The sequence below is a fragment of the Longispora sp. NPDC051575 genome (genome assembly GCF_040681875.1).
Lineage (GTDB): Bacteria > Actinomycetota > Actinomycetes > Mycobacteriales > Micromonosporaceae > Longispora.
Genome location: NZ_JBFAZP010000009.1, coordinates 305280 through 318738, shown reverse-complemented (window position 1 = coordinate 318738; position 13459 = coordinate 305280). Strand labels below are relative to the sequence as shown.

13 protein-coding genes are annotated in these 13459 nt (G+C 71.9%); 4 read left to right on the top strand and 9 right to left on the bottom strand.

What is annotated here, in order from left to right; all coding sequences use genetic code 11:
- Positions 1-40: 40 nt before the first annotated feature.
- A complete protein-coding gene (locus AB0M43_RS28405) occupies positions 41-1420 on the top strand; it encodes a glycine--tRNA ligase (RefSeq protein WP_363728835.1) in 1380 nt (459 codons plus the stop codon).
- Positions 1421-1465: 45 nt separating this feature from the next.
- Complete coding sequence (locus AB0M43_RS28400) at positions 1466-1990, top strand: NUDIX hydrolase (RefSeq protein ID WP_363728834.1); 525 nt, start codon at positions 1466-1468, stop codon at positions 1988-1990.
- Between the two features lie 54 nt (positions 1991-2044).
- On the opposite strand, the gene AB0M43_RS28395 is transcribed toward AB0M43_RS28400, so the two are convergent.
- The 7 genes from AB0M43_RS28395 to AB0M43_RS28365 form a co-directional block, all read right to left on the bottom strand.
- Positions 2045-3277 carry a helix-turn-helix transcriptional regulator gene (locus AB0M43_RS28395; protein ID WP_363728833.1) on the bottom strand — a complete coding sequence of 411 codons (1233 nt, stop codon included), beginning with the start codon at positions 3275-3277 and terminating at the stop codon, positions 2045-2047.
- A gap of 257 nt (positions 3278-3534) precedes the next feature.
- On the bottom strand, positions 3535-4404 hold the full coding sequence (locus tag AB0M43_RS28390; protein WP_363728832.1) for a class II glutamine amidotransferase: 870 nt from the start codon (positions 4402-4404) through the stop codon (positions 3535-3537).
- Positions 4405-4499: 95 nt separating this feature from the next.
- The gene (locus tag AB0M43_RS28385) at positions 4500-5126 is read right to left on the bottom strand and encodes a response regulator transcription factor (RefSeq protein WP_363728831.1); all 627 of its coding nucleotides are present in this window, start codon (positions 5124-5126) and stop codon (positions 4500-4502) included.
- A 49-nt stretch (positions 5127-5175) separates the two neighbouring features.
- The gene (locus AB0M43_RS28380) at positions 5176-6555 is read right to left on the bottom strand and encodes a sensor histidine kinase (RefSeq protein WP_363728830.1); all 1380 of its coding nucleotides are present in this window, start codon (positions 6553-6555) and stop codon (positions 5176-5178) included.
- 2 nt (positions 6556-6557) lie between these two features.
- On the bottom strand, positions 6558-7283 hold the full coding sequence (locus AB0M43_RS28375) for an ABC transporter permease (RefSeq protein WP_363728829.1): 726 nt from the start codon (positions 7281-7283) through the stop codon (positions 6558-6560).
- On the bottom strand, positions 7280-8191 hold the full coding sequence (locus tag AB0M43_RS28370) for an ABC transporter ATP-binding protein (protein WP_363728828.1): 912 nt from the start codon (positions 8189-8191) through the stop codon (positions 7280-7282). Before AB0M43_RS28370 ends, AB0M43_RS28375 begins: the two co-directional genes overlap by 4 nt.
- 256 nt (positions 8192-8447) lie before the next feature.
- The gene (locus AB0M43_RS28365; protein ID WP_363728827.1) at positions 8448-9143 is read right to left on the bottom strand and encodes a TetR/AcrR family transcriptional regulator; all 696 of its coding nucleotides are present in this window, start codon (positions 9141-9143) and stop codon (positions 8448-8450) included.
- 87 nt (positions 9144-9230) lie between these two features.
- Between AB0M43_RS28365 and AB0M43_RS28360 the strand changes: the two genes are divergently transcribed.
- Positions 9231-10301: an alpha/beta hydrolase gene (locus AB0M43_RS28360; protein WP_363728826.1), complete on the top strand. Its 1071-nt coding sequence runs from the start codon at positions 9231-9233 to the stop codon at positions 10299-10301.
- 111 nt (positions 10302-10412) lie between these two features.
- On the opposite strand, the gene dusB is transcribed toward AB0M43_RS28360, so the two are convergent.
- Entirely contained in the window at positions 10413-11546 is a 1134-nt protein-coding gene (gene dusB, locus AB0M43_RS28355; RefSeq protein WP_363728825.1) for a tRNA dihydrouridine synthase DusB, read from the bottom strand.
- A gap of 80 nt (positions 11547-11626) precedes the next feature.
- Between dusB and AB0M43_RS28350 the strand changes: the two genes are divergently transcribed.
- Positions 11627-12409, top strand: a complete 783-nt coding sequence (locus AB0M43_RS28350) for a sterol desaturase family protein (RefSeq protein ID WP_363728824.1) — start codon at positions 11627-11629, stop codon at positions 12407-12409.
- An 82-nt stretch (positions 12410-12491) separates the two neighbouring features.
- Here AB0M43_RS28350 and AB0M43_RS28345 read toward each other — a convergent pair whose 3' ends face one another.
- Positions 12492-13352: a PhzF family phenazine biosynthesis protein gene (locus AB0M43_RS28345; protein WP_363728823.1), complete on the bottom strand. Its 861-nt coding sequence runs from the start codon at positions 13350-13352 to the stop codon at positions 12492-12494.
- Between the last annotated feature and the right edge of the window lie 107 nt (positions 13353-13459).

Below are 13459 nucleotides of genomic sequence, written 5' to 3'. Positions count from 1 at the left end.
ACCCCGCCACCGACCGCCAGCCGGATGGAGCAGAACCAGCATGTCCGCCGACCGCATTGACGCCATCGTCAGCCTCTGCAAGCGCCGTGGATTCGTCTTCCCGTCCAGCGAGATCTACGGCGGCACCCGGTCGGCGTGGGACTACGGACCGCTCGGCGTCGAGCTGAAGGACAACGTCCGTCGGCAGTGGTGGAAGTCCATGGTCCAGCAGCGCGAGGACGTCGTCGGCCTCGACTCGGCGGTCATCCTGGCCCGCGACGTGTGGGCCGCGTCCGGGCACATCGCCGAGTTCACCGACCCGCTGACCGAGTGCCAGAGCTGCCACAAGCGGTTCCGGGCGGACCACCTGGAAGAGGAGTTCGCCGAGCGGTACCCGGAAAAGGTCTTCGCTCTGGGCGAGCAGAACTGCCCCAACTGCGGGAACAAGGGCACCTTCACCGAGCCCAAGATGTTCAACGGCCTGATGAAGACCTACCTCGGCCCCGTCGAGTCCGAGGAGGGCCTGCACTACCTGCGGCCCGAGACCGCCCAGGGCATCTTCGTCAACTACAAGAACGTCGAGACCGCCGCGCGCAAGAAGCCCCCGTTTGGCATCGCGCAGGTCGGCAAGTCGTTCCGCAACGAGATCACCCCCGGCAACTTCATCTTCCGGACCCGGGAGTTCGAGCAGATGGAGATGGAGTTCTTCGTCGTGCCCGGCACCGACGAGACCTGGCACGAGTACTGGCTCGACGAGCGCTGGAACTGGTACCTCGACCTGGGCATCAAGCCCGAGAACCTCCGCCGCTACGAGCACCCCGCCGACAAGCTCTCGCACTACTCGAAGCGCACCGTCGACATCGAGTACCGGTTCCGGTTCGGCGGCACCGAGTTCTCCGAGCTCGAAGGCGTCGCCAACCGCACCGACTTCGACCTCCAGACCCACTCCAAGCACTCCGGCGTCGACCTGTCCTACTTCGACCAGGAGAAGGGCGAGCGCTGGACCCCGTACGTCATCGAACCGGCCGCCGGCCTGACCCGCGCCGTGCTCGCGTTCCTCCTGGAGGCCTACGACGTCGACGAGGCGCCCAACACCAAGGGCGGCGTCGACAGCCGCACCGTGATGCGCTTCGACCCGCGCCTCGCGCCCGTGAAGGTGGCCGTCCTGCCGCTGTCGCGCAACGAGCGGCTCTCGCCCCGGTCCAAGCAGCTCGCCGCCGACCTGCGCAAGCGGTGGGTCGTGGACTTCGACGACGCGGGGGCCATCGGGCGGCGGTACCGGCGGCAGGACGAGATCGGGACGCCGTTCTGCGTGACCGTGGACTTCGACACGCTGGACGACAACGCGGTGACGGTGCGGGACCGGGACACGATGGCCCAGGAACGCGTCTCCCTCGACCAACTGGAGCTCTACCTGATCACCCGCCTCCCGGGCTGCTAGGCCGGTTGCCCCGCTGGTGGAACATCGGCGGGTAGCGTTGCGCGGGTGAATCCGGAACGCGCCGGCTGGCTGGAACCGACTGAGTACTACGCCAGCCTGCCGAGTTTCCTGGCGGGGGCCGCAGCGCTGATCACCGACCCGCGGGGCCGGGTGCTGCTCGTCAAGCCCAACTACCGTGACCACTGGAACCTGCCCGGCGGAGTGCTGGACGGCGCCGAGTCGCCGGACGTGGCGTGCGCCCGGGAGATCCGCGAGGAACTGGGCCTCGCCTTGGTCGTGGGCGCGCTGCTGGTCGTGGACTGGGTGGCGCCCACCGACATCCGGCGGGCCTGGTTCGGCTTCGTCTTCGACGCCGGCACCCTCGCCGGGCCCGAGGCGATCACACTGCAGGAAGAAGAACTCGACGGGTACGAGTTCGTCGCGCCCACCGAGGCGTACTCCAGGCTGACGGCGAACACAGCGGACCGGCTGCGCGCCGCGCTCGACGCGCAGGCCACCGGGCGGACGGTCAACCTGGTCAACGGGAAACCGGTGCTCCCACCTGCCGGACCAACGCCAACCAGCCGATGACGGCCGCGACCGTCGCACGTGGGTCCAGGACGATGACGGCGGCGGCGAGCAGCGTCATCGGAGGATCGTGTCGAGGTCGGCTCTGAGGTCACCGAGCGCCGGATAGCGGACCGTATCCGCTCGGAGTTGCCGGAGGTCGGCTATGACCCTCACGGAGCTGACTCCGGACATGTGGACGAGGGCGGCTCTCGCCTCCTGCTCGCCGACGTCGGGGTGGCCGTCCTTCAGGTGCAGGCTGGCGAGGCGCACCCGGCAGCGCAACCCTGTGCGGACCCGGCCCGCCGCACCGAACGCGTCGAGCGCGCGCGCGAGCCGCTGCCGGGCCGCAGGGCGACGGTTCGCCGCGAACAGCGCCAGCCCGAGGACGCTGTCGAAGTGCCCTGGCGTTCCCAGGAACCTTCTTCCCCATTCGGGTGCGTGGCCAGGGTCGGCAGTCGCCAACGCTTCCTCGGCCTGGCCGATGTGGCGCAGCGCTCCCTCGCTGTCTCCGGCGGACGCGAGGTGCCGGGCGCACACTCCGTGCAGGTTCGCGCGGACGGCGGGCGTCAGGCGCTCGTCGCCCAACCCCAAGCGGATTATCTCGGCGGCGTCGCGGGGCGAGCCCAGATCGCACACGTTGCTGGACGTGTCGAGCAGGACGTGGGCTCGCAGATTCGGATCATCGCCGTCCGCCGCCGTGCGTAGCGCGAGCGTGTAGAGGCGGCTGGCGGACCCGGGCGTTCCGGTGTCGTAGTGCGTCCACGCGACCCGGTCGGCGAGGGCCGCGATGGCGGAGTTGAGCTGGGCCCGCACCTCGTCGGTCATCGACTGGTCCAGCAGGCTGACCGCCCATCGGAGGTGTGCCTTCGCCATCTCGCAGGCGGTGCGGTATCCACCACCGCGCATGTCCCAGGAGGTGAACAGGTTGGTGGCCTGCCGCACCGCCTGGACTTCGGTATCCCCGACCCGCGACGGCAGGGTCGATGACGCCAGGCCGTCGAGCAGGCGACTTAGGGGTTCGGATGGCACGCCGCCCATCGAGGCCGCCGCGATCGCGGCGAGTAGCTTCCGACGCTCCACCTCGTCACCCTCCTGCCTGAGTTGGGTGTCCACAACGGTACCTCCGCCAGGGTCGATCTTTGTGCCAAGTGCCCGTTCGTAGGCGGCGACGATCGGGGGCGTGACGAGCCTTTCGCCGCGCTCCGTGCGGCTGAGATGCCCGCTGGACTTTCCGGTGGTCTGGGCGAGGGTCGCCAGGCTGAGGCCGACCGCCTCGCGCGCTGTTCGGAGATCGTGCCCGTTGACCATCGACGACTCCCAACGTTGCCGCAACGCCGTTGCCGCACGAAGCAACAGTCGTGGGACTGCTCGCCTACGCGTTCGCCGTCTCCTTCGGGTGGAGGTCGTAGCCACAGCTTGGGGGCCAAGGACTCAGATCAAGGGCCAGTTCCAGACCATCATCTGATTACGGTGGGGCGTCCCCGGTGCGCGGCGGTCCGCCGAGTCCCGCCCGGGGGCGGACCCTGCGGGCCCGGTGGGTCACCGGGCCCCGTGGCACGCCGGGCTCAGGGGGTGAGGGCCGGGATCTGGGAGGCGGCTTCCTCCGGGTGCAGGTCGGCGCGGGTCAGGCGGTGCGCCGGTTCGTCGAAGGGGAACAGGCTGGTGGCTTCCAGGCCGTCGATGACGAGGAGCTCGCCCGGTTCGAGGAGGCGCCAGTCCGGGTCGTGGTCCATGCGCTCGCTGGCGATCACGTACGCGGGGACCTCCGAGGAGCCGGCCTCGATGGAGAGGCTGCCCGGTTCGGTGTCGCCGGCGAGCTGGCGGGAGCCGGCCCTGCCGCCGACCTCCGGGTTGAGTACCCACAGCGGGTGGGTGTCGGGGTAGCGCAGGGCCCAGAGCCGGCGCGGCTCGGCGAGCACGAAGTTGAACGCGTAGATCGGGAGCTCCTCGCCCATCCGGCGGACCGCGCTGATGATGCCGGCCGTGGTGTCGCCGAGCCGTTCGATCTCGGCGGTGATCCAGGCGAAGGCCAGTTCGGAGTCGGTCTCGCCCTCGACGAACACCCGGTCGAGCGGGCTCAGCCACGACTCGATGATGTCGAGGCCCCGGATCACCCCGTTGTGCGCGAACAGCCGGTCGCGGATGTCGAACGGGTGGCTGTTGTGCACGGTGAGCTTGCCCGTGGTCGCGTACCGGATGTGGGCCACGAACGTGTGCGACACGACGTGCTGGGCCTCGGCGGCGAAGTCGGCGTCCTCGTACGCGGCGACGGGGGCGCGGTCGCGGACCGGCTCGTCACCCAGGCTGAACCAGCCCAGCCCCGTGCCGTCGGGCATCCGCCGGCTCTGCTCGGTGAGGCTCGCCGGAGCGTCGAGGAGCCACAGCGCGGTATGCACCCGGGGGCCGCCGGTGGTGAGGGCGAACAGTCTGCACATCGCCGTAGTCTAGGGCGCCCCGGCCAGCGCGCAGGGGAGCCGGGCTGGGCGGGGGCCGCAGGAGCCATTCGCCCCCGGTACCCGGAAAAGGGGGGTCAGGGTTTGAGGAGGCCCCGGGTGAACGCCTCGCCCACGGCCGCCGCCCGGTCGTTGACCCCCAGCTTGGCGTAGATGTGCAGCAGGTGGGTCTTCACGGTCGCCTCGCTGATGAACAGCACCCGGGCGGCCTCCCGGTTCGAGTGGCCCGTCGCGACCAGCCCGAGCACCTCCAGCTCCCGCTGACTGAGCGGTTCGGCGGCCGGTTCGCGGCGCAGTTGCCCCATCAGGCGCCCCGCGACGGCCGGGGACAACGCGGCCTCCCCCCGCGCGGCGCTCCGCACCGCCCGGAACAGCTCCTCCCGCGGCGTGTCCTTCAGCAGATATCCCGTCGCCCCGGCCTCGATCGCCGGCAGCACGTCGGTGTCCGTGTCGAACGTCGTCAACACCAGCACCCGCGACGTCGAGCCGCTGGCCTTCAGGGCGCGGATCGCGGTCACCCCGTCCCCGCCGGGCATCCGCAGGTCCATCAGCACCACGTCGGGCCGCAGCTCGGCCGCCAGCCGCACCGCCTCGACCCCGTCGGCCGCCTCCCCGAGCACCTCGAACTCGGCGCTCCCGGCGAACATGCCCCGCAGGCCGTCGCGCACCACGGGGTGGTCGTCGACGATGAGCAGACTGGTCACGAGATTCCTTCCAGAACAACAGTCGACGGGTACGCGTGGGGCGCCCCCGTCATGCCGGAGCCTCCGCCGGCACCGCCGGCACACACGCCGAGATCGCCGTCCCCCCGCCCACCTCGGTCTCGATCTCGCACGTCCCCCCGACCCGGCTGACCCGCTGCCGCATCGCCACCAGCCCGAACGCGTCCGCGCGGGTCGCCGACGGCTCGAAGCCCCGGCCGTCGTCGCGCACGTCCAGGGTCACGACGTCCTCCATGTACGACAGGGTCAGCCCGATCCGGCTGGCCCCCGCGTGCCGGGCGGCGTTGCTCAGCGCCTCCTGGGCGGTCCGCAGCAGGGTCGCCTCCAGTTCGGGGTGCAGGGGCCGGGCCGCCCCGGTGCTGGTGAACGTGGCGGGGGTGCTGTGCGCCGCCGACCACTCCCCGGCCAGGGTCGCCAGGGCCTCGGGGAGGGCCGTGTTGTCGAGGGCGGCGGGGCGCAGCGCGTGCATCGAGCGCCGGGTCTCGGCGAGGCTGTCGCGGGCCAGTTGGGCGGCGGCGCGCAGGTGCCGGGGCGCGCCGGTCTGTTCGGCGGCCTCCAGTTGGGTGATGATGCCGGTCAGGCCCTGGGCGAGGGTGTCGTGCAGTTCGCGGGCCATCCGTTGCCGCTCGTCGAGGACGCCGGCCTCGCGGGCCTGGGTGAGGAGCTGGGCGTGCAGTCCGGCGTTCTCGGCCAGCGCGTCCTCCAGCTGACGGTTGGACTCGGCGAGCGCGTCGAGGTTGCGGCGGCGGGTCTCGTGCTGCTCGTCGGTGTACCGGCCGTACAGGGTCAGGATGGCGCCCGCCCCGATGTTGAAGCCGACCGAGACGAGGAAGCCGAGCAGGTCCTGCGGGTCCGTCGAGGGCAGTCCCATCGGGATGCCGCCCCGCCACGACAGCGCCCCGTACGTGGCCGTGATCGCCACGCCGACGATGGTGAGCCGGCGGGGCAGGGTGAGGGCCAGGAAGTACCCGGCGTAGGTGAAGAGCCCGAACCACGGGTACCGGGTCAGCAGCAGGCCCGTGACGACCATCAGGGCCGCGTAGTTGGCGACCTTCCAGGCGGGCGTCCGCGGGGACAGGAACGTCAGCCAGACGAGCAGGAGGAGGGCGAGGCCCACGTACCCGGCGGTGAGCGCGGAGAACGGCACGGTCAGGAAGGTCAGCGCGCTGGCCACGGCGAGGGCGACGAACGGGAGCGCGGTGGTGAACCGCGCGAACCGCCGCTCCCACACGCCCGCGACCGGGTCCACGGCGACCCCGGCCGGGTCCGGGTCCATGGTGCCCCCGATCGGGTCCGGGCCCACGGCGCCCCCGATCGGGTCCGGGCCCACGGTGCTCCCGCCCGGGTCCGGGCCCGCCAGGTCCGATCCCACCGCACCTCCGGGCCCGCCGGTCGACCGGACCTCGCCCATGCCTACTCCCAGCGGAAGAACCGGGCGGCCAACGCGCCCAGCATGATCGTGTACCCCGCCATTATCGCCAGCCCGGCCGCCGACGGGGCGTCCCCCGACCACGCGGCCTGCACCGCGAGCCGGAACGCGCCCAGCGGCGTCCAGTCCCCGATCACCTGGACGGCGTGCGGGAGCTGTTCGCGGGGCACGAGGACCCCGGCGAGGAAGGCGAGCGGGTAGTACGCGAGGAAGCCCAGGCCGGTGGCCACCTTCGAGGACTTCGCCACCGCCGAGATGATCAGGCCGAACGCGAGCATCGCCGCCGCGCCCAGGGTCAGGACCAGCGCCAACCAGGCCCAGCCGGCCGGCGCGGACATGCCCAGGGCCACGACGCCTACCCCGATCACCAGGGCCGTCGACAGCAGCATCATGGTCAGGTTGACGACCAGCTGGGCCCGCAGCAGGGCGCTCGGCGGGACGGGAGTGGTGGCGAGCCGGCGGAGGATGCCCTTCTCCCGGTACAGCGTGAGGGTCGTGGGCAGCACGAACAGGCCGAGCATGCCCACGGTCAGGGCCAGCGCGGCGGACGGCAGCACGGTGTCGAGGGCGGAGTGCCCGCCGTACTCGGCGCTCGGTTTCGACACGTCCGGGATGATCCCGAAGATCACCAGGATGCCGACCGGGAGCAGCAGGGACAGCAGGGTGCTCATCGGGTCGCGGAGGAACAGCCGGAACTCGGTGCCGATCATGACTTCTCCCGCTCGGTGGTGAGGGTGGCGTAGGCGTCGTCGAGGCTGGCCTGTTCGATCCGCAGCTCGGCGGCGACGATGCCGTGCCGGGCGAGCACGGCGGTGACGGCCCCGGGCAGGTTGCCGGTGCCGGACACGGTGACCTGCGGGCCGGCCCGTTCGACGGAACGCACCTCCGGCAGGGCCGTGAGCAGGGCGTCGTCCAGCGGGCTCGTCGGGCGGAACCGGACGACCTGGTCACCGCCGGCCCGCCGCACCAGCCCGGCGGGGGTGTCGACCGCCACGATCCGGCCCGCGCTGATCACGGCGACCCGGTCGCACAGCCGCTCGACCTCCTCCATGAAGTGGCTGACCAGCACCACGGTCACGCCCCCGGCGCGCAGCCGCTCCACGAAACCCCAGGCCTCCCGCCGGGCCTGCGGGTCCAGTCCGGTGGTGAGTTCGTCCAGGATCACGACCTCGGGGGTACCGGCCAGCGCCAGCGCGATCGACAGCCGCTGCTTCTGCCCGCCGGACAGCTTCCCGAACGCGGTCCGCTCCTTGTCGGCGAGCCCCCAGTCGGTCAGCAGCACCCGCCAGTCGGCCGGTTTCCGGTAGAACGACGTGTACAGCCGCAGCGCCTCGCCCACCGTCAACTTCGCCGGCAGCTCGCTCGACTGGAGCTGGATGCCCACCCGTTCCCGCAGCTCACGGGCGTCCTGTGCCCGGTCGAGCCCGAGGACCCGGACCGTGCCGGCGTCCGGCTCGCGCAGTCCGACGACGCACTCGACGGTCGTGGTCTTCCCCGCGCCGTTCGGGCCGACGATGCCGAAGATCTCGCCCGCGCCGACCTCGAAGGTGACGTCGCGCACGGCGTGCTGGGCGCCGTACCGCTTGCGCAGCCCTCGTACCTCGATGACGTTCTGCATGCCCTTGATCCTGGGCTGTTCCGGCGCGCGCCGAATCGACCAGCGGGCGGGCGAACGGTGGATCCGCGCGGTCCACCGACCGGTGGGGGAGTCCACCGATCGGTGGATCGGCCGGTGCACCGGGGGTCGAAAATTGTGGTCTGGTCGTCGGGCGGGAAGCCGGGTACAGTTGCCGTCATAGCTCGTCCCGACGACTTCCCCCGTGGTCGCCGGGACGAGTTTCTTTCTGCCCTTTTCCCGCAGGTCAGGCCGTGTTTCAGCCGCTGGTCGGGGTGTCCAGGCTCGCGGCGACCGTGCGCAGGGCCGCGGCCAGCTGGGGCCCTGAGGGGACGTGCTCCGGGTCGACCAGGCACTGGACCATGACGCCGGTCAGTAGCGCCTGGTAGAACGCGCCGACCTCGCTGGCCGTGTCCGAGTCGGGGGCCACACCCTGGAAGATCGCGGCGAGCCCGCGCCGGGCCTCGTCCTGGGCGCCGGCGAAGAACTCCCGCATCTGGGGTACCTGGTCGATCCGGGATACCAGCTCGAACTGTGTGGCCCACAGTGGCCGGTGTTCGGGGAACGAGGCGATCACGCGGTCCCAGGTGGCTTCGAAGCGGTGGCGGGGGGTGACGGTCGCCGGGTCCGTGGCGGGGCGCGGGTGGCCGGCCGTGCCTGTCGCCTCAGCCCCGCCGGTGGCCTCAGCCTCAGCCTCACCGGAGCCGGAGCCGGAGCCGGAGCCTGGGCCGGAGCTGGAGCCGCCGGTCAGCGCCCGCTCCAGCTCGTCCCCCCACTCCGACATGGACTCGACCAGCGCCTGGTTGAGCAGGGTCTCCGTGGACTTGAAGTGGTACCCGATCGCCGCGAGGCTCGTGCCCGCCGCCGTCGCGATGTCCCGCGCGGTGGTCCGGGCGTAGCCCTTCTCGTACAGACAGCGCTTGGCGCCGGCGAGCAGATCTTCGCGATTTCCCATGGCCATCACTCTAGTACATCCGTCTTGCACAATTGTCTAAGACATGTGTACAGTTCTGCTCATCGGAACTCACCTGAGGAGCACGACATGATCGGCACCATCGTCGCCAGCACGGTCGTCGCGGCCCCCGTCGTCGCAGGCCTGGGCTACCGCAAGCTCCGCCAGCGCGCCGCCGCGAAGCATCTGGCCATCACCACCCCGAACGGCATCGCCGAGGAGCGTTTCGAGCGGATCGGCGGCGTCGAGCAGTGGATCGGCATCCGGGGCGAGAACCGCGACAACCCCGTTCTGCTGGTACTGCACGGCGGCCCCGGCTCGCCCTACTCGGTCTTCGGCCGCCAGCTGCGTACCTGGGAAAAGCACTTCACGGTCGTGCACTGGGACCGCCGGGGCGCGGGCCGCACGCTGCGCCGCAACGGGAAGGCCGGCTGCGGGGAGCTCACGTTCGAGGGCATGGTCGACGAGGCGGTCGAGGTCACCGAGTTCCTGCGCCGGCACCTCGACCAGGACAAGGTGATCCTGATGGCCGGCTCGATGGGCACCCTGATCGGCGTCCCGCTCGCCCAGCGCCGCCCCGACCTGTTCCACGCCCTGGTCACCACGGACCTGTACGCGAACATGGCCGCCAACGAGGCCCTCTCCTACCGGGGCACCCTGGAGCGCGCCCGGGCCGCGGGCCACACCCGGGGCGTCGCCGCGCTGGAGCGGATCGGCGCCGACCCGATGGCCTGGAGCCTGCGCGACTGGGGCGTCAAGCAGCAGTGGACGATGAAGACCGACCCGGTCGACCCGGGCGTCCTGCTCCGCCTGATCCTGCCGAGCATCCTGACCACTCCGGGCTACGGGCTGGGCGACGTGCAGTCGTGGATGGCCGGCTTCGAGTACTCGAAGAAGCAGATGTTCGACCAGTGGATGGCGTATGACGTCCGCGCTGGTGGGACGCGGTTCGAGGTGCCGTTCTTCGTCTTCCAGGGCGAGGGTGACGTGCTGACCCTGCGCGGGCTCGCGGAGGAGTACTTCGCGGAGGTCGACGCGCCCCTCAAGGAGCTGGCGCTGATCCGGGACGCCGGGCACTTCGCGGCGTTCAGCCAGCCTGCCCAGTTCCTCACCGAACTCCTGGACCGGGTACGCCCCCTGGCCACCCGCGAACGCGTCTGACCCCGACGCGCCTGGCCGGCAGCCACCGCCCCGGCTCCCGCGAGTCCATCGGACCGACGCGCCGCCCGACTCAGACCCGGCGCCGGACTCGGCCCCGTCGCCCGGCCGCGCTCAGCCGCCCGAGTCGTCCATCTCGGCGCCCTCCGGCACCGCGTCGGAGTCTCGGTCCGCCAGCCACCCCTCCGGCAGGAACACCTTCCCCGCCGAGTTCGTCCGCCCGCGCGGCAGCCCCAGCTCCGACGCCGGGAACGGGGTGTCGTGCTCCAGCTTGCCGAGCAGGTCCTCCAGCTCCATCATGGACGACGCCATGGCCATCGCCCGGCGTAGTTCGCCGCCGACGGGGAAGCCCTTCAGGTACCAGGCCACGTGTTTGCGGAAGTCCGTCACGCCGTCGCGTTCCTTGGTGAACCACTGGGCGAGCAGGCCGGCGTGCCGGTGCATCACGGCCGCGACCTCGCCGAGGGCGGGCATCACGGGCTCGGGGCGCGGGGCGCCGGTGGCCCGGGCCCGGAAGGCGGCCTCCAGGTCGGCGAACAGCCACGGCCGGCCGAGGCAGCCCCGGCCCACGACGACGCCGTCGCAGCCGGTCTCGTCGACCATCCGGAGCGCGTCGTCGGCCTCCCAGATGTCGCCGTTGCCGAGGACGGGCACGTCGAGGGCCTGCTTGAGGGTGGCGATGGCCTCCCAGTCGGCGGTGCCGGAGTAGCGCTGGGCGGCGGTGCGGGCGTGCAGGGCGACCCATTTGACGCCGGCGTCCTGGGCGATGAGGCCGGCCTCGACGAACGTCAGGTGGTCGTCGTCGATGCCCTTGCGCATCTTGATCGTGACCGGCAGCCCGGCGGCGTTGTGCACGGCGGCGGCGGCGATGGAGCGGAACAGGTTGCGCTTCCACGGGATCGCGGAGCCGCCGCCCTTGCTCGTGATCTTGCGGACGGAGCAGCCGAAGTTGAGGTCGATGTGGTCGGCCAGGTCCTCGGCGACGATCCGCCGGACGGCCTTTCCGGTGATCTCGGGGTCGACGCCGTACAGCTGGATGCTGCGGGGCTGCTCCTCCGGCCCGAACCGGATCATCTTCTCGGTCTTCGGGTTGCGGTGCACGAGGGCGACCGTGGTGATCATCTCGCAGACGTAGATGCCGGCGCCCTGCTCGCGGCAGAGTTGGCGGTAGGCGACATTCGTGATGCCCGCCATGGGTGCGAGCACCACGGGCGGGTCAACGGCATGCTGCCCCAACGTCAAAGTCACCCGTCGAGGATCGCACAACCGCCCGATCCTGGCCGAACGGCAGTGTCGCAGCCGACAGCGACGCCGGAGAATGATGCCCCATGGCCCCGTTTCTCGACGCGTTGCGCACCCTGCCGGTCTGGGCGGCGGCCCTGCTCGCCCTCGCGGAGAACGCGCTGCTCGTGGGCGTCGGGGTCGGCTGCGGCCACCTGGTCCTGCGCTCCGGCGGGGCCAGCGGGGCGGGTGCCGGTCCGGGGGCGCGGGTCGGGTCGGACGGCCCCGTGGTTCGGGGGGAGAACCAGACAGACCACCTTCAACGGGTACTGGCCGGAGCGGCCGTCCTCGGCAACGCCGCCGTGACCCTGCTCGGCTGGTACCTGTGGAAACAGGGTTTGATCCATCTCGACCCGCACCTGTCCTGGGGCACCCTGGTCGACCTGCTCCTCCTCATCCTGATCATGGACGCGGTCATGTACGCCGGCCACGCCCTCGCGCACCTCCGCCGGCTCTTCCCGCTGGCCCACCAGCTGCACCACCGGTTCACCGACGCCCGGCCGATGACGCTGTTCGCGCTGCATCCGGCGGAGGTGCTGGGCTTCGGCGCGGTGTGGATCGGGGTGCTCGCGGTGTACACGTTCGACGCGTGGGCCGTGGCGGCGTACACCGTGGTGAATCTGATCTTCGGGGTCCTCGGCCACCTCGGGCTGGACCCGACCCCGCCCCGGATCCGCCGCTCGGCGGTGTTCTACCTGGTCGCCACGCCCGCCCTGCACGACGGGCACCACCGGGACCCGCGGTACAACCTGGGCTTCTACACGACGATCGGCGACCGCCTGTTCGGCACGCTCGCCCCGGACTACGACCGCGAACGCACCGGAACCTGACGGCCGGGCCCGAATCCGGCGCGCGGCCGTCAGCGACCCGGAGTGCGGCCGAGGCTGGCCCGGGGCGCCGGCGGCGGACCGGTCAGGGCATCGCGACGGCGTTGCCGGTGACCCGGATCCCGCCCGTGCCCTCGGGGATGTCGACCGTCAGGTGGCCGGGCCGCCCGAGGTCCTCGCCCTGGTGCACGGACAGCCGCACCGGCGGCGCCACCAGCCCGAGCGCCCGCAGGTAGCCGCCCAGCGCCGCGGCCGACGCGCCGGTCGCCGGGTCCTCGACCACGCCGCCGACCGGGAACGCGTCCCGGACGTGGAATTCGGTCTCCGAGGCGCGCCAGACGAGCTTCACCGTGGTCCAGTCGCGCCGGAGCATCAGGTCCCGGAGCCGGTCGAAGTCGTAGTCGAGCCTGGCGAGCCGGTCGCGGGTGCCTGCGGCGAGGAGGAGGTGGTGGGCGCCGGCGTACCCGACCCGGGGCGGCAGGGTCCCGTCCAGGTCGGCCGGGGACCAGCCCAGGGCGGCCAGCACCTCGGCGAGGTCCGCGTCGGACACCTCGGCGACGGTCGGCGGGACGCTGGTCAGGGTGGCGGTGAGCTGGCCGTCGGCGTCGCGGGCGGTCACCACGGGGATGTCGCCGGCGGCGGTGTGGAAGAGCAGCGGGCCGACCCCGTCGCGCTCGGCGACCGCCACGGCGGAGGCGATGGTCGCGTGGCCGCAGAAGGGGACCTCGGCCTGCGGGCTGAAGTACCGGACCGCGTAGCCGTCGGCGACCCGGGTCAGGAACGCGGTCTCGGAGTAGCCGACGTCGGCGGCGATGGCGAGCATCCCTGCGTCGGTGAGGGCGCCCGGACCGCCGTCGGCCCCAGGGGCCTGGGGCGCGAGCACCACCCCGGCCGGGTTGCCGGCGGCGGGGTCGCGGGTGAAGGCGGCGTAGCGCAGAACAGTCATGCCCTCACCCTAGGGAGGGCGTTCGGCGGCGGTCGAGGGCCAGTTCGCAGGTGGTGGCCTGCTGGTACAGTTGCTGACTGACCGCCAGTCACTCGATGGGAAGTGCG